Origin of the sequence: Pseudomonas sp. UBA5706 (genome assembly GCF_002419965.1) — a bacterium.
GTDB lineage: Bacteria > Pseudomonadota > Gammaproteobacteria > Pseudomonadales > Pseudomonadaceae > Aquipseudomonas.
In genome coordinates, this window is the sequence record NZ_DIHC01000016.1 from 332,803 (window position 1) to 352,508 (window position 19,706).

The following is a 19,706-nucleotide window of genomic DNA, read 5'->3' on the forward strand; positions in this document are numbered from 1 at the left end:
GTTATCCTGCCTTCTCTGCTGCAGGAATGCGCGGAGCTAAAGATAGCGCTTGATCAAACGTGTCCGAACAGGCTTTGAGCGAACCTGACTCGTTCCTCCGGGCTGTCGTGGCGGCCTTCGGCAACCAGTTGGTCCAGCCGTTTTTCGACAGCGAGCGTACGGTGCGTCAGCCCGCAGTCATTAGCGATCTGGATGTTCAGACCGGGACGGGCATTGAGTTCCAAAATAAGCGGCCCTCGGTCCCGATCCAGCACCATGTCTACGCCGATATAACCGAGGCCGCACAGTTCATAGCACTCGGCCGCCAGGCGCATGAAGCCGTCCCAGTTGGGCAGTTGCACGCCATCCACTGCGTTGGTGGTATCGGGATGTTTGCTGATGATGTTGTTCAGCCAAGTGCCCCGCAGTGTCAACCCGGTGGCGAGATCAACCCCGACCCCGATGGCGCCCTGGTGCAGATTTGCCTTGCCGCCCGACTGGCGAGTGGGCAGGCGCAGCATCGCCATCACCGGATAGCCCATGAGCACGATCACCCGAATGTCTGGCACACCTTCGTAGCTGATGCTGCTGAAGATCGGGTCGGGCGTGACGCGGTATTCGACGAGCGCGCGGTCACGATGGCCGCCCAGGGAGTACAAGCCAGTCAGGATGCTGGAAATCTGATGCTCGATTTCCTCATGGCTGATGATACGTCCGGAAATGGTACGAAAACGCTCTTCAAAACGATCGGCGATCACCAGAATGCCGTCGCCACCGGCGCCCTGGGCCGGTTTGATGACGAAGTCGCTGCGATTGCCAATGATCGCGTCGAGCTTTTCGATTTCTTTCTCGGTGGAAATGATGCCGTACATGGGCGGCACATGAATGCCGGCAGCAATGGCGCGCTCCTTGGTGATGATCTTGTCGTCGACGATGGGGTACAGGCTGCGCTTGTTGTACTTGAGCACGTAATCGGCATTGCGCCGGTTGATCCCCATGATCCCTTTGGCCTCGAGGGCCTTCCAGGTTTTCCACCAGCCGATCATTTGGCGTTTTCCCGTTGGGCATCTTCCTTGAGGAAGGCCTTGAAACGGATCAGCTCGGTCAGGCGATAGCCGCGATAGCGGCCCATCGCCAGCATGAAGCCCACCAGAATCAGCAGAATTGCCGGGAAGGTGAAGACGAAGTAGATCAATTCCGGCACGCTCATGATGATGTGTGCCAGGGATGCCGCGAACAGCGTGCCGATGGCCACTTTCATCGCATGGCCGCCGCCACGTTCTTCCCAGGTGATCGACAGCCGTTCGATGGTCATGGTCAGGATCACCATTGGGAACAGCGCCACTGACAGCCCCCGCTCCAGCCCCAGTTTGTGGCTGAACAGACTGATGGCGGCAATCAGCACCACCACGAACGTCAACACCACCGACAGTCTGGGCAGCATCTGCAGCTTCAGGTGCTCCAGGTAGGAACGCAGCGAAAGGCCCAGTGCCGTGATGATCGTGAACAATACGATGCCGAATCCCAGTTGGGTCTCGCGGAAGGCCAGGGCGATCAGCACCGGGGTGAAGGTCCCCAGGGTCTGCAGGCCAATCAGGTTGCGCAGGATCAGAATCACCAGCACCCCGATCGGGATCATCACCATGATCATGAACGTCTGCTGCGTTTGCAGGGGCAGGCCGTACAGCGAGTATTCGAGGAAGTCGGCGTCAGTGCTTTCATCGGTCAGCTTGGCGAGGCGGATGGCGTTCATCTCACTGTTGTTCAGACTGAAATTGACCGTTGCCTTCTTGCCTCCTTCGACGGTGATGAGGTTATCGTCGCCCACCCACCACAGCAGACGATCTTCTGGCAGGCCGGCCTCGCCGGTTTCCGGGTTGAAGTAGAGCCAGTTTTTGCCATTGAAGCTGCGCAACCAGAGTTCGGGCATCTGCGGCTGATCGGCCACCAGTCGGAGGGTGTGGACCTTTTCCACCGGAACATGGGCCACGGACAGCAGTATCTCGGTGATGCGTGCCTTGTTCTGCACCGACGTGTCGCCGGCCAGCAACAGCTTGACGTTGTCGTCACTCAGATTGTTGACACGCCGGATGGCCTCGCTGACGAAGGTTTCGACGTCGGCCGAATGTTGTCGAATCGGGGCGAGGAGGGCGTCGGCGGCGATTTTTTCCGGGCCTTCCACGGCAATGCTGTCCCGAAAGATCGGGCCTTTGACCTTGGCCTTTTCACCGCCATAGCGCTTGGTCAGCACCAGCCGGTAGTAAAGCGTCTGATTGCCGGTGGCGCGACGTGCCGACCAGGTGACTTTGCGATTGCCATCGGCGCGATTGACGTTCACGCCATAATTGTTGGAGATGAAGCTTTCATTCAGGCTGATGTAGTCCCGCGAGAGGGGCGGCACGTACATCTGCACCTTGACCGAGTCTTTGGGGTTGGCGACGAATTCGACCTTGGCGTCGATGTTCCATAGATCGTCCGTTTCGTCTTCGGTCACCGGGATGCCGAGCACCAGTATCTGATAAGCCGTGATCGCGATTCCCAGCGTGACCAGGGCTGTGATCAGGATTTTCAGATGAAGGGTAAGTGCGCGCATGTCATTACTCTGCGGTTGAAGCGTCAGTGGCGCAGGCAGGTTTGCCCGCTGCATATTTAAGGCTTGGGTCGACCAGTGCATCGAAATGCTTGAGGGCTTCGGAGCCAATCAAAAGCGGGTATTGGAAAGCACTGCGGTCGGTCAAGTTCACTTCTATGGTTCGTGAAGCGCTGCCCATGCACACTTCCAGGCTGATCACCGGCCTTGAGGTGTATTTTTTTTCATCGTCGGGGTCGACATCGCCTGCCCGGCGCTTGATCTTGCCAACTCGCGCCAAAGGCCGTTCGATCGGGTGTTCGTGAGCGTCATCGATGGCAAGGTAGAAGCGCACCCAGGATTCACCCTCACGTTTGAAACGCTTGATATCACGGGCGCTTAGCGAGGCGGTCTTGGCGCCGGTGTCCAGTTTCGCCGCGAACTGCAGGTCGATGCCGGCCAACTCTGCGTACTCGTTCAAGCCGTAGACGGTCTTGCCCGCGGCCAGGCACAGGTCGCTGAGGAACAGGCCCGGCAGATACAGGCAGAGAAGAAAGAGGAGAGGGTGGCGGCTCATAGGTCCTGCAGTGATGGGAACAAGGAGCCGTTTTGACTTCAGCTCGAGATGGGATCTGGCGCGAGCTGCGTTCAGCAAGACGTCCGTGGGTCACCTGTCACGGCAGGCGGATGCGGTCGGCATTCTAGCATGAAGGTTTTATGGCGCCAGCGAACGGCAGCTTTGACAGTGTTTGTAGGAAAAGTCGATATGCTCAGCGTATCTATAGATTGTTGACAGTTTATAAAATTACTTTGACTTATTGGCGATTATTTCGCTAAATTAGCTCTATTCAATAAGAAGGTGTCGACAATGTTGGATGCCACCGAAGTCACTGCCACCACGCTGGTCGATGCCGAGACCCTTTCGGAGAACGTATTTCGACGGATTCAGGCGGCGATCGTCAAAGGCGAGATCGCACCCGGCAGCAAGATTTCCGAGCCGGAACTGGCGCGTACCTATGGCATCAGCCGTGGCCCGTTGCGCGAGGCCATTCACCGGCTTGAGGGGCAGCGTCTGTTGGTGCGTGTACCCCACGTCGGCGCTCGTGTGGTGTCGTTAAACCACGCAGAGCTGGTGGAGCTTTACGAAATTCGTGAATCCCTGGAAGGTATGGCCTGTCGTTTGGCCGCCGAGCGCATGACCGTCGACGAAATCGATGATTTGCGCCATGTGCTGGAAACCCACGAGCGCGATCCGGCGTTTCAGGCAGGGGTCGGCTACTACCAGCAGGAAGGCGATTTCGACTTTCACTACCGGATCATCCAGGGCGCGCGCAACAGCACGTTGACCCAGATGCTTTGCGGCGAGTTGTATCAACTGGTGCGCATGTACCGCATTCAGTTTTCCACGACGCCCAACCGACCGCGCATGGCCTTCACCGAACACCACCGCATTCTCGACGCCATCGCCGACCGTGACGGCGAACTGGCCGAGCTGTTGATGCGTCGTCATATCGGCGCGTCGAAACGCAACATCGAACAGCGCTATCAAGCTGCTACTGCCCGAGGTGAATAATGACTTTAAGAACGACTCCCGGCCAACGCTTCCGTGACGCGGTCGCCAGTGAACATCCTCTGCAGGTGGTCGGGGCGATCAACGCCAACCACGCGCTGCTCGCACAACGTGCCGGTTTCAAGGCCATTTACCTGTCCGGTGGCGGGGTGGCAGCAGGCTCCCTCGGGGTGCCGGATCTGGGTATAACCGGGCTGGATGATGTACTGACCGACGTGCGCCGCATCACCGATGTCTGCGATCTGCCGTTGCTGGTGGACGTGGACACCGGCTTTGGCGCCTCGGCATTCAACGTCGCTCGTACGGTGAAGTCGATGATCAAGTTTGGCGCGGCAGCCATGCACATCGAGGACCAGGTCGGTGCCAAGCGGTGCGGTCACCGTCCAGGCAAGGAAATCGTTTCCCGGCAGGAGATGGTCGATCGCATCAAAGCAGCGGTCGATGCCCGTACCGACGACAGTTTCGTGATCATGGCGCGTACCGACGCGCTGGCGGTGGAAGGGCTGGAATCGGCACTGGACCGCGCAGCCGCTTGCATCGAGGCGGGCGCCGATATGGTGTTCCCTGAAGCCATCACCGAGCTTGAGATGTACAAGCTGTTCGCCTCGCGAGTGAAGGCGCCGATCCTGGCCAACATTACCGAATTCGGTTCCACCCCTCTGTTTACCACTGACGAGTTGAAGTCAGCGGAAGTGGGGCTGGTGCTGTATCCGCTTTCGGCCTTCCGGGCGATGAACAAGGCGGCGGAAAACGTTTACACCGCAATCCGCCGCGATGGCACGCAGAAGAATGTGGTCGACACTATGCAGACCCGCATGGAGCTGTACGAACGCATCGATTACCACGCTTTCGAACAGAAACTGGATGCGTTGTTTGCGCAGTACAAGGGCTGAACCGGGTCCCCCGCAGCACTGTGGCTATCGGCGGTAGGTATTGGTATACGCCGCCGCCCCGCAAGCCGTGCTGCTCCCGATGATGTTCGCGATTGACTACCGCAAGACCCTGAAACGCAGTTTCCGATGAATTGCCGATTCCCTAAAAATTTCAAGATTGGAGAGAGCAATGGCCCAAGCAAAAGTATTGAGTGGCGCTGGCCTGCGTGGCCAGGTGGCCGGACAGACCGCCCTGTCGACCGTTGGCCAGGCCGGTGCCGGGTTGACCTACCGCGGTTATGACGTACGCGAGCTGGCCGCCGCGGCCCGCTTCGAGGAGGTGGCCTACCTGCTGCTGTATGGCGAGTTGCCGACCCAGTCGCAACTGCAGACCTACCTGAAGAAACTCCAGGGCTTGCGCGACCTGCCGCAGGCCTTGAAAGAAGTGCTGGAACGCATTCCTGCCGATGCGCACCCGATGGACGTGATGCGCACCGGCTGCTCGATGCTCGGCAACCTGGAGCCTGAAAAAAGCTTCGAACAGCAACGCGATTCCACCGACCGTCTGCTGGCTGCCTTCCCTGCGATCATGTGCTACTGGTATCGCTTCAGTCACGACGGTAAGCGCATTGATTGCGTCACCGATGAAGTGTCGATCGCCGGGCACTTCCTCAAATTGCTACTGGACAAGGCCCCGAGCGAACTGCATCGCAAGGTGATGGACGTTTCATTGATCCTGTACGCAGAGCACGAATTCAACGCTTCGACCTTCACCGCACGTGTCTGCGCCTCGACCCTGTCGGACCTGTTCTCCTGCATCACCGCCGCCATCGGGACCCTGCGCGGTCCACTGCACGGTGGTGCCAACGAAGCAGCCATGGAAATGATCGAGAAGTTCTCGTCAGCCGAAGAAGCGGTCAAGGGCACGCTGGGCATGCTCGAGCGCAAGGACAAGATCATGGGCTTCGGCCATGCGATCTATAAGGACAACGATCCCCGCAACGAGGTGATCAAGGGCTGGTCGAAAAAACTCGCTGACGAAGTGGGCGACAAGGTCTTGTTCCCGGTGTCCGAAGCCATCGACAAGACCATGTGGGAGCAGAAGAAGCTGTTCCCCAACGCCGACTTCTACCATGCCTCGGCGTACCACTTCATGGGCATCCCGACCAAGCTGTTCACGCCGATCTTCGTCTGTTCGCGTCTGACCGGCTGGGCGTCCCATGTCTTCGAACAACGCGCCAACAATCGCATCATCCGTCCGAGTGCCGAGTACATCGGCGTCGAGCAGCGCAAGTTCGTGCCAATCGAACAACGCTGAATGGGTGCAGGCCCGCACCGCGTCCAATTCAGGTCCGATGCGGGCCTCACCTTTTGAACCTACCGTGATCGAGTCCTGACGATGAACACTGAATATCGCAAACCGTTGCCTGGCACCTCACTGGACTACTTCGATGCGCGCCAGGCGGTTGAAGCCATCAAGCCAGGGGCCTACGCAACGCTGCCGTACACCTCGCGCGTGCTGGCGGAAAACCTTGTGCGTCGCTGCGATCCGGCGACCCTCAGGGCGTCGTTGACGCAGTTGATCGAGCGCAAGCGCGACCTGGATTTCCCCTGGTTCCCGGCCCGCGTGGTGTGCCACGACATTCTTGGTCAGACCGCGCTGGTGGACCTGGCAGGTCTGCGTGACGCGATTGCCGACATGGGCGGCGACCCGGCACAGGTCAATCCCGTGGTGCCGGTGCAACTGATCGTCGACCATTCGCTGGCGGTGGAATGCGGGGGCTATGACCCGGACGCGTTCAACAAGAACCGCGCCATCGAAGACCGCCGCAACGAAGATCGTTTTCATTTCATCAACTGGACCAAGCAGGCGTTCAAGAACGTCGAAGTGATCCCGCCGGGCAACGGCATCATGCACCAGATCAATCTGGAGCGGATGTCGCCGGTGATCCAGACCCTTAATGGCGTGGCGTTCCCGGACACCTTGGTCGGGACCGACAGCCACACGCCCCATGTGGACGCACTGGGTGTGATCGCCATCGGCGTCGGCGGGCTGGAAGCGGAAAACGTCATGCTTGGTCGTGCGTCGTGGATGCGCCTGCCAGACATCATCGGCGTCGAACTGGGCGGGCGTCCGCAGCCGGGCATTACCGCCACCGATGTGGTGCTGGCGCTGACCGAGTTCCTGCGCAAGCAGAAAGTGGTCGGTGCGTGGCTCGAGTTCTACGGTGCAGGCGCCAGTGCCCTGACCTTGGGCGACCGTGCGACGATTTCCAACATGGCCCCGGAATATGGCGCTACAGCGGCGATGTTCTCCATCGACCAGCAGACCATTGACTACCTCACCCTCACCGGCCGTGATGACCAACAGGTGAAACTGGTGGAAACCTTTGCCAGGCATACCGGGCTTTGGGCCGACAGCCTGTCGAGTGCCGAATACGAGCGCGTGTTGAGCTTCGATCTGTCAAGCGTCGTGCGCAACATGGCGGGCCCGTCCAACCCCCATGCACGGGTTGCGACCGCCGATCTGGCAGCCAAAGGCATCGCCAGCGCCTGGGAGCAGACGCCTGGCTTGATGCCTGATGGCGCGGTGATCATCGCCGCGATTACCAGCTGCACCAACACCAGCAACCCGCGCAACGTGATCGCCGCAGGCTTGCTTGCACGCAATGCCAACAGGCTGGGCCTGACCCGCAAGCCTTGGGTAAAATCCTCGCTGGCGCCGGGTTCCAAGACCGTTGCCCTGTATCTGGACGAAGCCGGGCTGACCCACGAGCTGGAGCAACTGGGCTTTGGTGTCGTAGCGTTTGCCTGTACCACTTGCAACGGCATGTCGGGTGCGTTGGACCCGGTGATCCAGCAGGAAATCATCGACCGCGATCTGTATGCGACAGCGGTGTTGTCCGGTAATCGCAACTTCGACGGGCGCATTCACCCTTACGCCAAACAGGCGTTTCTCGCCTCACCGCCGCTGGTAGTGGCCTACGCTATCGCTGGCACGATCCGCTTCGACATCGAGAAAGATGTACTGGGCATCGGTGCAAATGGCGAAGAACTTCGCTTGAAGGATATCTGGCCCAGCGACGAGGAGATCGACGCAGTGGTCAAGACCTCGGTCAAACCGGAGCAGTTTCGTCAGGTGTATATCCCGATGTTCGCGATTCACGAGGACACCGGTCCGAAAGTCGAGCCACTGTACAATTGGCGTCCGGCGAGCACCTATATTCGTCGCCCTCCGTACTGGGAAGGCGCATTGGCCGGGGAGCGGACGCTCAAAGGCATGCGCCCTCTGGCGGTGCTGCCGGACAACATCACCACCGATCACCTGTCGCCGTCCAACGCGATCATGCTCGACAGCGCAGCGGGCGAATACCTGGCACGCATGGGCCTGCCGGAAGAGGACTTCAATTCCTATGCCACTCACCGCGGTGACCATCTGACAGCGCAGCGCGCTACCTTTGCCAACCCCAAGCTGTTCAACGAGATGGTTCAGGAGAACGGCATGGTCAAGCAGGGTTCACTGGCACGAATCGAGCCGGAAGGGCAGGTCACCCGCATGTGGGAAGCCATCGAGACGTATATGGATCGCAAGCAGCCGCTGATCATCGTTGCCGGCGCCGACTATGGCCAGGGCTCATCTCGTGACTGGGCGGCCAAGGGCGTGCGTCTGGCGGGTGTGGAAGCCATCGTTGCCGAAGGCTTCGAGCGCATCCACCGTACCAATCTGGTGGGCATGGGCGTGTTGCCGCTGGAGTTCAAGCCCGGGACCGATCGCACCACGCTGGGCATCGACGGCACCGAAACCTTTGACGTGATCGGCGAGCGCACGCCACGTGCAACCCTCACCCTGGTGATCGAGCGCAAGAATGGCGAGCGCTTGCAAGTGCCGGTCACTTGCCGCCTGGACACGGGCGAAGAGGTATCGATCTACGAAGCGGGCGGCGTGTTGCAGCGCTTCGCTCAGGACTTCCTCGAATCGTCCGCCGTCGCTTGAGGCACCAGTAGGCGCCACTTAATTGTGGCGCTTGCTTCTTATAAAGAAGGAAAACGATTTCATGGCTCATACAGCGCAAATCAGGATTCCCGCGACTTACATGCGCGGCGGCACGAGCAAAGGCGTGTTTTTCCGCTTGCAGGATCTGCCCGAGGCGGCGCAGGTGCCGGGCCCTGCCCGCGATGCCCTGCTGCTACGGGTCATCGGCAGCCCCGATCCGTATGCCAAGCAGATCGATGGCATGGGCGGCGCGACCTCAAGCACCAGCAAGACGGTGATTCTGTCCAAGAGCATCAAGGCTGATCACGATGTCGATTACCTGTTCGGTCAGGTCTCCATCGATAAGCCCTTCGTGGACTGGAGCGGCAACTGCGGCAACCTGTCGGCGGCGGTCGGTCCGTTCGCCATCAGCAACGGCCTGGTGTCTGCCGATCGGCTGCCAAAAGACGGCGTGGCAGTGATTCGGATCTGGCAGGCCAACATCGGCAAGACCATCATCGCTCATGTGCCGATCACAAATGGCGCAGTGCAGGAAACCGGCGATTTCGAACTCGATGGCGTGACCTTCCCGGCGGCAGAGGTGCAGCTGGAATTCATCGACCCGGCGGCCGAAGAAGAGGGCGCTGGCGGCTCGATGTTTCCCACCGGCAATCTGGTGGACGATTTGGAAGTACCCGGTGTCGGTACTTTCAAAGCGACCATGATCAACGCCGGGATCCCGACGATCTTTGTCAACGCCAGCGACATCGGGTACACCGGCGCCGAACTGCAGGACGCTATCAACGGCGACTTGAACGCGTTGAGCAGGTTCGAAACCATTCGAGCCTACGGCGCCGTTCGGATGGGCTTGATTGGCACCGTCGACGAGGCCGCCACGCGACAGCACACGCCAAAGGTCGCATTCGTCGCGGCGCCTGCCGACTACGTGTCTTCCAGCGGCAAGCGAGTGACGGTCGAAGATGCCGACCTGCTGGTCCGCGCCATGTCCATGGGTAAGCTGCACCACGCGATGATGGGCACCGCTGCGGTAGCAATCGGGACGGCAGCCGCGATTCCGGGCACCCTGGTGAATCTCGCTGCCGGGGGCGGGGAGCGCAGTGCCGTGCGGTTCGGCCACCCTTCCGGCACCCTGCGCGTGGGAGCAGAGGCGGTGCTGGTCGACGGCGAGTGGCAGGTGAGGAAAGCCATCATGAGCCGCAGCGCGCGCGTGCTGATGGAAGGGTGGGTAAGGGTGCCGGGCGACAGTTTTTAAGTATCGATCAGGGGTTTGGGCTTGAGTCTCGCAGCAGCCCGGCCTGCCACGAGCCTGGAACTGATTATTTAAAGCGGCGCTCGACCCCTTTTTCCACCAGCACCTTGGCCGAGATTTCCTCGACCGAAAAATGCGTGGAATTGATATTAGGGATGTTCTCGCGGCGGAACAGGCTTTCCACTTCGCGCACTTCGAACTCGCACTGGGCGTAGCTTGAATAGCGGCTGTTGGGCTTGCGCTCGTGGCGAATCGCGGTCAAACGGTCCGGGTCGATGGTCAACCCGAACAGCTTGTTGCGATGCTGTTTGAGCGCAGGTGGCAGTTGCAGGCGTTCCATATCGTCTTCGGTCAGCGGATAGTTGGCTGCGCGAATGCCGAACTGCATGGCCATGTACAGACAGGTCGGCGTCTTTCCGCAGCGCGAGACGCCCACCAGGATGATGTCGGCCTTGTCGTAGTAGTGGGTCCGCGCGCCGTCGTCGTTATCCAGGGCGAAGTTGACCGCCTCGATCCGTTCCATGTAATTGGAGTTGTGACCGATGGAGTGCGATTTGCCCACTGAATAGGAGGAGTGTGAACTAAGCTCCTGCTCGAGCGGGGCCAGGAAGGTCGAAAAAATGTCGATCATGAAGCCATCGGATGTCGCCAGAATCTCGCGAATGTCCTGGTTGACGATGGTGTCGAAGATGATCGGGCGAACCTCGTCTTTCTCGGCGGCCCTGTTGATTTGCTGCACCATGGCCCGTGCTTTCTCGACGCTGTCGATGTAGGGCCTGGTGAACTTGTTGAACGTAATGTTTTCAAACTGCGCTAGCAGGCTCTGGCCAAGGGTTTCGGCCGTGATGCCGGTGCCGTCGGAGATAAAAAAAGCGGATCGTTTCATTTGCGCCTTGGGCCTTAAGCTGTTGACGATTGTTGGATATCATAGACCCGCTTGCGCGCCCAGACTTGCCGCATTCTAACGAGTTTTTACGCATCAGATTTAAAGATCCAGACCACACGCGCGACGAATCCGTTTTTCCTGTGGTTCCAGCGCCAAAGCTTTTCCCAACAACAAATCGGTTAGTGGAGAGATCACCTTGGTAGAGTACGTAGTTTCCCTCGATAAGCTCGGCAAACATGATGTTGAGCATGTGGGGGGCAAGAACGCATCCCTCGGCGAGATGATCAGCAACCTGGCGGGCGCGGGTGTCAGTGTCCCCGGCGGCTTCGCCACTACAGCTCAGGCCTACCGTGATTTTCTTGAGCAGAGTGGCCTGAACGATCAGATTCACAAGGCGCTCGATGAACTGGATGTCGACGACGTTAACGCGCTGGCCAGAACCGGCGCGCAGATTCGTCAGTGGATCATGGACGCTGAGTTTCCCGAGCAACTCAACGCCGAAATCCGCACCGCTTTCGCCGAGCTGTCGGCGGGCAACCCGGATATCGCCGTTGCCGTGCGTTCTTCCGCCACCGCAGAAGACCTTCCCGACGCATCCTTTGCCGGTCAACAGGAGACCTTCCTTAATATTCGTGGCGTGGAAAACGTGATCCGCGCCGCCAAGGAAGTCTTTGCCTCGCTGTTCAACGACCGCGCTATCTCGTACCGCGTGCACCAGGGTTTCGATCACAAGCTGGTGGCATTGTCCGCTGGCGTGCAGCGCATGGTGCGCTCTGAAACCGGCACGGCCGGGGTGATGTTCACCCTGGACACCGAATCCGGCTTCCGTGACGTGGTGTTCATCACCGGGGCTTACGGCCTGGGTGAAACCGTCGTCCAGGGCGCGGTCAACCCTGACGAATTCTACGTGCACAAAAATACCCTTGAAGCCGGTCGCCCGGCGATCCTGCGCCGCAACCTGGGCAGCAAGGCGATCAAGATGATTTATGGCGACGAGGCCAAGGCGGGGAAATCGGTCAAGGTCATTGATGTCGACGCTGCGGAGCGCTCGCGTTTCTGTCTGAGCGACGAGGAGGTCAGCAATCTGGCACGCCAGGCGATGATCATCGAAAAGCACTATCAGTGTCCGATGGACATCGAGTGGGCCAAGGACGGTGACGACGGCAAGCTGTACATCGTTCAGGCGCGCCCCGAGACCGTGAAAAGTCGCAGCTCCGGTAACGTCATGGAGCGCTATCTGCTTAAAGAGAAAGGCACCGTCCTGGCCGAAGGTCGTGCCATCGGCCAGCGCATCGGCGCGGGCAAAGTGCGGATCATCAAGGACGTGTCCGAGATGGACAAGGTCCAGGCCGGCGACGTGCTGGTGTCCGACATGACCGACCCGGATTGGGAACCGGTCATGAAGCGCGCCAGCGCGATTGTCACCAACCGCGGCGGCCGCACCTGCCACGCAGCGATCATCGCCCGCGAGCTGGGCATTCCGGCAGTCGTCGGTTGCGGTAATGCCACCGAGCTGCTCAAGGACGGCCAGGGCGTGACCGTTTCCTGTGCCGAGGGCGACACCGGCTATATTTTCGAAGGTGAGCTGGGCTTCGATATCAAGCAGAATTCCGTAGATGCCATGCCGGAGCTGCCGTTCAAGATCATGATGAACGTCGGCAACCCCGATCGCGCGTTCGATTTCGCCCAGTTGCCCAACGCTGGTATCGGCCTGGCACGCCTGGAGTTCATCATCAACCGCATGATCGGCGTGCACCCCAAGGCGCTGTTGAATTACCCCAACCTGCCACTGGACATCAAGGAAAGCGTCGATAAGCGCATTGCCGGTTACGATGATCCGGTCGGTTTCTATGTCGAGAAACTGGTGGAAGGGATCAGCACCCTGGCTGCGGCGTTTTCGCCCAAGAAGGTCATCGTGCGCCTGTCGGATTTCAAATCCAACGAATACGCCAACCTGATCGGCGGCAAGCTGTACGAGCCGGAAGAAGAAAACCCGATGCTGGGCTTCCGGGGCGCGTCGCGTTACATCAGCGAAAACTTCCGCGACTGCTTCGAACTGGAGTGCCGTGCACTCAAGCGCGTGCGTAACGAGATGGGCCTGACCAACGTAGAGATCATGGTGCCTTTCGTGCGTACCCTGGGCGAAGCGAGTCAGGTGGTCGACTTGCTGGCTGAAAACGGTCTGGCGCGGGGCGACAACGGCCTGCGCGTGATCATGATGTGCGAGCTGCCGTCCAATGCCATCCTGGCCGAAGAGTTCCTGGAGTTCTTCGATGGTTTCTCCATCGGTTCCAACGACCTCACACAGTTGACGCTGGGCCTGGATCGCGACTCCGGGATCATCGCGCACCTGTTCGACGAGCGTAATCCGGCGGTCAAGAAGCTGCTGTCCAACGCTATTCAGGCCTGCAACAAGGCGGGCAAGTACATCGGTATCTGCGGTCAGGGTCCTTCGGATCACCCGGACCTGGCACGCTGGTTGATGGAGCAGGGTATCGAAAGCGTTTCGCTGAACCCCGATTCGGTACTGGAAACCTGGTTTTTCCTGTCCGAGGAAGACGCTCCAAAATGATGTAACATGCCGGCCCGTTTCGACGGGCCAGTCGGGTGAAGAGGGCGGCCTTGTTGAGTCCGCCCTTTTTTTGCGACTTTTTCGCCTGCAAGGTTCAGCGCCGTGACAGCCATAGCGTGTTATCTCTGGCGATGCGTATTTTTCCAGTCAAGCAAGAGCAATATGCAAAGCAGCAGCCATCTATTTCCTGTGGCCTTGATCAGCGCCGAGCGACGTGGCGATCTGATCGAGGATGTGTACCGTCTCAAACCCGCTAACAGTCCGGACTTCACCGTAGAACTGGTCGTAACACGGCTTGGACGGGTGGCCATACCCGATGTGCGCGGCGTGCCGGTGATTCTGCTGCACGGCAGCTTTTCCAATCGACGGTTCTGGTATTCCCCCAAGGGCATTGGTCTGGGGCCGTATCTGGCTCGCGCCGGGTTCGATGTGTGGATTGCGGAAATGCGCGGGCACGGTTTGTCGGCACGCAACGAACGCTACCGGCACAACTGCGTGGCCGATTACGCGCGTTACGACTTGCCGGCGATTGCCGCATTCGTGGCCGAGCAAAGCGGGCAGGTGCCGCACTGGATCGGTCACTCTCTGGGCGGCACGACGCTGGCTGTAGCCTTGGGTGGCGGCTATCTCGACAGCACTCATGCCGCGTCGGTGGCGCTGTTCGGCAGCCAGGTCACACGCAGTTACTGGCCGCTCAAGGTCCCGCCGCTGGCATGGTTCGCTCGCATCGTGCTCAAGAGGTTCGAGCACGTGTCCGGTCCTCGCTTCAAGCGTGGGCCCGAGGATGAGCCGATGGGCGTAATACTGGAAAGCTTGCGCTGGCATGGGCTTTTTCGCCGTTTTGGTGACAAGAACGGTGACTGGTGGTCGGGCCTCAAGCAGGTCAATGTGCCGACGCTATGCGTCACCGCAACAGGGGATCATCAGGACCCGGAATGGGCTTGCCGTGAGCTGTTCGAGCAGTTTGGCTCCGAAGACAAGGATTTTCTCGTCCTGGGTCGCGATCATGGCTTCACTGAAGACTTCGATCATGTGCAGATGCTGGTGAGCAAGGCGGCCCAAGCCCAGGTCTGGCCCCGTGTTGCTAACTGGCTGAGCCTTCGGACGACGCCCGTACAGCCTGAATCAACGCTGAACATGTCGGCAACTCATTGATCTTGAGCCTTGTAGCCGTTTCTATGTCGTAGGTGACTCGTTAAGCTATCCGCATGAGTGGAAATCGTAGGCAGTCCAGCGACAGCATGGCTCAGCACTCGTCGGTCAGGTTTTTGTTCTATATAAAGGAAGCATTGGAATGCCCGACGCGGTCAGACAAGCGTCCATCGGGTTCACCGCAAGCGCAATCGCCCCTTGTATAACGATACCTTCCCTGACAGATGCCTTTACAGACAGGAGTACCCCATGCACTACATCACTCCGGATTTGTGCGACGCCTACCCTGAGCAGGTCCAGGTAGTCGAGCCGATGTTCAGCAACTTTGGTGGCCGCGACTCCTTCGGTGGAGAGATCGTTACCCTCAAGTGCTTCGAAGATAACTCGCTGGTGCGCGAACAAACCGAGCTGGACGGCAAAGGCAAGGTGCTGGTCGTCGACGGCGGTGGCTCCCTGCGCCGCGCACTGCTCGGAGACATGCTGGCGGAAAAGGCTGCAAAAAATGGTTGGGAAGGCATGGTCATTTACGGTTGCGTGCGCGATGTCGATGTCCTGGCGCAGACCGATCTGGGGGTGCAGGCGTTGGCCAGCCATCCGCTCAAGACCGACAAGCGCGGTCTGGGTGACCTGAACGTTGTGGTGAGTTTTGGCGGTGTGACGTTCCGCCCGGGTGAATATGTGTATGCCGACAACAACGGCATCATCGTCTCGCCAAGCCCTTTGAAAATGCCTGATTGACCGGGCTTCCCGCTTATGCAAGACAGCAAGGATTCGAATGTTCGACGAAGAAAACGCGCAGCGGGGGTTGGTACACGCCCTGGTACTGGATGGAAAAGGCGGGGCGCGTTCGATCGCTCGTACCGAACTCGAAAGCCTGGAACTGGAGCCGCATGAGAGCGTGTGGCTTCACTGGGATCGCAGCCATCCGCAGACTCAGACCTGGCTGCGTGAGGCCAGCGGCCTCAGTCAATTCGTCTGCGACCTGATGCTTGAAGAAAACACCCGGCCACGGCTGTTGCCGTTACCGGAAAGCGAACTGCTGCTGTTTCTGCGAGGCGTAAACCTCAATCCCGGCGCCGAACCTGAAGACATGGTCTCGGTACGGATCTTCGCCGCAGCCCGTCAGGTGGTCTCTTTACGCCTACGCTCGCTGCGCGCGACCGACGAGTTGGTTAGCCTGCTTATGCAGGGCAATGGGCCGAAGACGGCTTCGGAGCTGCTGGTTTGCCTGGCGCAATTGCTCACCGACAAGGTGCAGGCAGTGGTTAGCGAGCTGACCGAACTGGTCGATGATATGGAAGAACGCATAGATGCCGACGAACGGTACATGCCCGAGCACGGCAACATGGTTCACATCCGCAGGAGGGCAGCGCGGATGCGTCGGTTTTTGGCGCCGCAGCGTGACATCTACGCGCAATTGACCCGCAGCAAGACGCCGTGGTTCGTCGAGGACGATGCTGACTACTGGAACGAGCTGAACAACAGCCTCACGCGCTATCTGGAAGAGCTGGAATTGACTCGCGAGCGGGTGGGGCTGGTGTTGGAGGCTGAAGATAGACGCCTCAGCGAGCGGATGAGCCGGACCATGTATCGTTTTGGCATAGTCACCGGGATTTTCCTGCCGATGAGCTTTCTGACCGGGCTGCTTGGCATCAACGTTGGAGGGATTCCAGGGTCAGACAATCCCCACGGTTTTGTCTTGGCCTGTGGTTTGATGATCGCCGTTGCGTTGGGGCAAATGTGGCTGTTCAAGCGTTTGCGCTGGGTGTGAAAAACAAAAAAATGCGACGGCCCAGGGTTTGGTGTGTGACTTCTGCAAAACGGTTTGCGTCTTTCAGTGACATTGCGTGAGGTGCCCATGCACGACCCGTTTGAAGAATCACTGCGCGACATGCTTAATTCGTCCTCCTCCAGCCGGGATGACGATGCTGTTCTGGGCCGTGTCCTGAAGACCGCCAACCGTCAGGTCGGTGCGGGGGACCTGTTTGGTTTGCTCGGACGCTGCACCCAAGCGTTGATGATTGCCGTGAACAACGGCTCGGCTCACGTTTCACCTGTTTCCCGCCGAAAGGCGACGACTGCCGGTACTGCTTTTCCCGGTGCTCAAGATAAGGCTGATTGATTATGGAATTGGATCTCTGGACACAGAGCCTGGTCACCGCGATGACCGCGTTATGGACCAAAGTCGCAAACTTCATCCCGAATCTGTTCGGCGCTCTAGTGGTTGTTCTTCTGGGTTTCGTGGTTGCTAAACTGCTTGATACCCTGCTTTCCAAGCTGTTGGCAAAACTGGGTCTGGATCGTCTAATGGGTGGGACCGGCCTTACCAAGCTGATCAGTCGTGCGGGCGTGCAAGTGCCTATTTCAACGCTGATCGGAAAGATTGTGTATTGGTTTGTACTTTTGATTTTCCTGGTGTCAGCCGCAGAATCGCTGGGCCTTGAGCGCGTCTCGGCCACGCTGGACATGCTGGCACTGTACCTGCCGAAGGTATTTGGTGCGGCGCTGGTACTGCTGGTAGGGGTTTTACTGGCACAACTGGTCAACGGGATCGTGCGCGGCGCAGCTGAAGGTGTGGGGCTGGATTATTCGGCCGGGCTGGGACGTATTGCCCAGTGGCTGGTCATTATCATCAGTATTTCGGTGGCGATCAGTCAGTTGGAGGTCAAAACCGACCTGCTGAATCATGTCATCGTGATTGGTTTGATTACCGTTGGTCTGGCAGTTGCATTGGCGATGGGCCTGGGCAGTCGAGAAATCGCCAGTCAGATCCTGGCAGGAATTTATGTGCGGGAGTTGTACCAGGTAGGGCAACAAGTGCGTATTGGAGAGGTCGAAGGGCAGATCGAAGAGATTGGCACGGTGAAGACCACCCTGCTGACCGACGAAGGGGAACTGGTGTCGTTATCGAACCGAATCCTTCTCGAGCAGCGAGTGAGCAGCCGCTGAACCGGCAAATCTGCTAATGTATGCCGCCGCAAAATCCCGGCTGTTCCGGGTGGTGGCGGACATTTACCTGACTGTCGGCACGACCTGTTTTGAATAAGCCCCAACCGCCCTCACCGCGTTACGACCCCCACGAGCTCTCTGACGAGGAGTTAGTCGCGCGCTCGCATGCCGAGTTGTTTCATGTGACTCGTGCGTACGAAGAGCTGATGCGGCGCTACCAGCGGACCCTTTTTAACGTCTGTGCACGGTATTTAGGGAACGATCGCGACGCTGACGATGTCTGTCAGGAAGTGATGCTTAAGGTGTTGTATGGACTGAAAAATTTCGAGGGAAAATCGAAATTCAAAACCTGGCTCTACAGCATCACGTACAACGAATGTATAACGCAGTACAGAAAGGAGCGTCGCAAGCGTCGGTTAATGGACGCTTTGAGTCTCGACCCACTCGAGGAAGCGTCTGAAGACAAGACGCCGACACCAGAAGAAAAGGGCGGACTTGATCGCTGGCTGGTGCATGTGAACCCGATCGATCGGGAAATTCTGGTGCTACGATTCGTCGCAGAGCTGGAATTTCAGGAGGTCGCAGACATAATGCATATGGGCCTGAGTGCGACGAAAATGCGTTACAAGCGGGCACTTGATAAATTACGTGAGAAATTTGCAGGCGTGACCGAAACTTAACTCGGAGCAAATATCTCTAACGGGCAGGCAAGTTCTGATAGACTTGCCGATGAGTTGTCCCTCGATAGAGGGACTGCTTTACAATCACCAGATGGGGATTTAACGGATGAAACTGAAAAACACCTTGGGCTTGGCCATTGGTACTATTGTTGCCGCAACTTCGTTCGGCGCTCTGGCACAAGGCCAAGGCGCAGTCGAAATCGAAGGCTTCGCCAAGAAAGAACAGTTCGACAGCGCTCGTAATTTCAAAAACGACGGCAACCTGTTCGGCGGTTCTGTTGGCTACTTCCTGACCGACGACGTTGAATTGCGTCTGGGCTACGACGAAGTGCACAACGTTCGCAGCGATGACGGCAAGAACATCAAGGGCGCTAACACCGCTCTGGACGCTCTGTACCACTTCAACAACCCGGGCGACATGCTGCGCCCATACGTCTCGGCCGGTTTCTCCGATCAGAGCATCGGTCAGAATGGCAGCGGCGGTCGTAACCGTTCTACCTTCGCCAACATTGGTGGCGGTGCGAAGCTGTACTTCACTGACAATTTCTACGCCCGTGCCGGCGTTGAAGCTCAGTACAACATCGACCAAGGTGACACCGAGTGGGCGCCTAGCGTCGGTATCGGCGTAAACTTCGGTGGCGGTTCGAAGAAAGTTGAAGCAGCACCAGCTCCAGTAGCTGATGTTTGCACCGACAGCGACAACGACGGCGTTTGCGACAACGTCGACAAGTGCCCTGACACCCCGGCCAACGTTACCGTTGACGCTGATGGTTGCCCGGCTGTTGCTGAAGTCGTTCGTGTTGAGCTGGACGTGAAATTCGACTTCGACAAGTCGGTCGTCAAGACAAACAGCTACGGCGACATCAAGAACCTGGCTGACTTCATGAAGCAGTACCCACAAACCACCACCACTGTTGAAGGTCACACGGACTCCGTCGGTCCAGACGCTTACAACCAGAAGCTGTCCGAGCGTCGTGCAAACGCCGTTAAACAAGTTCTGGTTAACCAGTACGGTGTTGGCGCTAACCGCGTTAACTCGGTTGGTTACGGTGAATCCCGCCCAGTTGCTGACAACGCAACCGAGGCTGGTCGCGCTGTTAACCGCCGCGTAGAAGCAAAAGTCGAAGCTCAAGCTAAGTAATTAGCCCGCGCTTTGCAGAAAAACCCGGCTTCGGCCGGGTTTTTCTTTTTCTAAATTCTCATTCTTGTGTCTGGAACGTAGTGTTCATGTATC

The 19,706-nt window shown here is 58.6% G+C and carries 17 protein-coding genes; 13 read left to right on the forward strand and 4 right to left on the reverse strand.

The window, feature by feature from the left end:
* Positions 1 to 53: 53 nt before the first annotated feature.
* From B3I26_RS09585 to B3I26_RS09595, 3 genes are read right to left on the reverse strand one after another with little or no spacing between them, the layout of a single operon-like run.
* Positions 54 to 1,022, reverse strand: a complete 969-nt coding sequence (locus B3I26_RS09585; protein WP_296257485.1) for an alpha-L-glutamate ligase-like protein — start codon at positions 1,020 to 1,022, stop codon at positions 54 to 56.
* Positions 1,022 to 2,572, reverse strand: coding sequence for an inactive transglutaminase family protein (locus B3I26_RS09590; protein ID WP_296257364.1), 1,551 nt, complete (start codon positions 2,570 to 2,572; stop codon positions 1,022 to 1,024). The genes B3I26_RS09585 and B3I26_RS09590 overlap by 1 nt, the downstream gene beginning before the upstream one ends.
* 4 nt (positions 2,573 to 2,576) lie before the next feature.
* Positions 2,577 to 3,125: an ATP-dependent zinc protease gene (locus B3I26_RS09595; protein ID WP_296257366.1), complete on the reverse strand. Its 549-nt coding sequence runs from the start codon at positions 3,123 to 3,125 to the stop codon at positions 2,577 to 2,579.
* A 291-nt stretch (positions 3,126 to 3,416) separates the two neighbouring features.
* Here B3I26_RS09595 and B3I26_RS09600 point away from each other — a divergent pair, with 291 nt between their 5' ends.
* From B3I26_RS09600 to prpF, 5 genes are all read left to right on the forward strand, one after another.
* Entirely contained in the window at positions 3,417 to 4,121 is a 705-nt protein-coding gene (locus tag B3I26_RS09600; RefSeq protein WP_296257368.1) for a GntR family transcriptional regulator, read from the forward strand.
* Positions 4,121 to 5,011: a methylisocitrate lyase gene (gene prpB / locus B3I26_RS09605; RefSeq protein WP_296257369.1), complete on the forward strand. Its 891-nt coding sequence runs from the start codon at positions 4,121 to 4,123 to the stop codon at positions 5,009 to 5,011. Before B3I26_RS09600 ends, prpB begins: the two co-directional genes overlap by 1 nt.
* Before the next feature lie 169 nt (positions 5,012 to 5,180).
* Complete coding sequence (gene prpC, locus B3I26_RS09610) at positions 5,181 to 6,308, forward strand: bifunctional 2-methylcitrate synthase/citrate synthase (RefSeq protein WP_296257372.1); 1,128 nt, start codon at positions 5,181 to 5,183, stop codon at positions 6,306 to 6,308.
* An 81-nt stretch (positions 6,309 to 6,389) separates the two neighbouring features.
* Entirely contained in the window at positions 6,390 to 8,984 is a 2,595-nt protein-coding gene (gene acnD / locus B3I26_RS09615) for a Fe/S-dependent 2-methylisocitrate dehydratase AcnD (protein ID WP_296257374.1), read from the forward strand.
* A gap of 61 nt (positions 8,985 to 9,045) precedes the next feature.
* Positions 9,046 to 10,236, forward strand: coding sequence for a 2-methylaconitate cis-trans isomerase PrpF (prpF, locus tag B3I26_RS09620; protein ID WP_296257376.1), 1,191 nt, complete (start codon positions 9,046 to 9,048; stop codon positions 10,234 to 10,236).
* A gap of 64 nt (positions 10,237 to 10,300) precedes the next feature.
* Here prpF and ppsR read toward each other — a convergent pair whose 3' ends face one another.
* On the reverse strand, positions 10,301 to 11,119 hold the full coding sequence (ppsR, locus tag B3I26_RS09625) for a posphoenolpyruvate synthetase regulatory kinase/phosphorylase PpsR (protein WP_296257378.1): 819 nt from the start codon (positions 11,117 to 11,119) through the stop codon (positions 10,301 to 10,303).
* Positions 11,120 to 11,315: 196 nt separating this feature from the next.
* Here ppsR and ppsA point away from each other — a divergent pair, with 196 nt between their 5' ends.
* From ppsA to B3I26_RS09665, 8 genes are all read left to right on the forward strand, one after another.
* Positions 11,316 to 13,691, forward strand: coding sequence for a phosphoenolpyruvate synthase (gene ppsA / locus B3I26_RS09630; RefSeq protein WP_296257379.1), 2,376 nt, complete (start codon positions 11,316 to 11,318; stop codon positions 13,689 to 13,691).
* A gap of 162 nt (positions 13,692 to 13,853) precedes the next feature.
* On the forward strand, positions 13,854 to 14,846 hold the full coding sequence (locus B3I26_RS09635) for an alpha/beta fold hydrolase (protein WP_296257381.1): 993 nt from the start codon (positions 13,854 to 13,856) through the stop codon (positions 14,844 to 14,846).
* Between the two features lie 246 nt (positions 14,847 to 15,092).
* Positions 15,093 to 15,581, forward strand: coding sequence for a ribonuclease E activity regulator RraA (gene rraA, locus B3I26_RS09640; protein WP_296257383.1), 489 nt, complete (start codon positions 15,093 to 15,095; stop codon positions 15,579 to 15,581).
* A 37-nt stretch (positions 15,582 to 15,618) separates the two neighbouring features.
* The gene (locus tag B3I26_RS09645) at positions 15,619 to 16,614 is read left to right on the forward strand and encodes a zinc transporter ZntB (protein ID WP_296257386.1); all 996 of its coding nucleotides are present in this window, start codon (positions 15,619 to 15,621) and stop codon (positions 16,612 to 16,614) included.
* A gap of 87 nt (positions 16,615 to 16,701) precedes the next feature.
* Entirely contained in the window at positions 16,702 to 16,965 is a 264-nt protein-coding gene (locus B3I26_RS09650) for a CrfX protein (protein ID WP_296257387.1), read from the forward strand.
* A gap of 2 nt (positions 16,966 to 16,967) precedes the next feature.
* A complete protein-coding gene (locus B3I26_RS09655) occupies positions 16,968 to 17,792 on the forward strand; it encodes a mechanosensitive ion channel family protein (RefSeq protein WP_296257389.1) in 825 nt (274 codons plus the stop codon).
* A gap of 89 nt (positions 17,793 to 17,881) precedes the next feature.
* Positions 17,882 to 18,472 (forward strand): RNA polymerase sigma factor SigX, encoded by a 591-nt coding sequence (gene sigX / locus B3I26_RS09660; RefSeq protein ID WP_296257391.1) that lies wholly within the window; start codon positions 17,882 to 17,884, stop codon positions 18,470 to 18,472.
* A gap of 106 nt (positions 18,473 to 18,578) precedes the next feature.
* Positions 18,579 to 19,613 (forward strand): OmpA family protein, encoded by a 1,035-nt coding sequence (locus B3I26_RS09665; protein ID WP_296257393.1) that lies wholly within the window; start codon positions 18,579 to 18,581, stop codon positions 19,611 to 19,613.
* Positions 19,614 to 19,706: the final 93 nt, after the last annotated feature.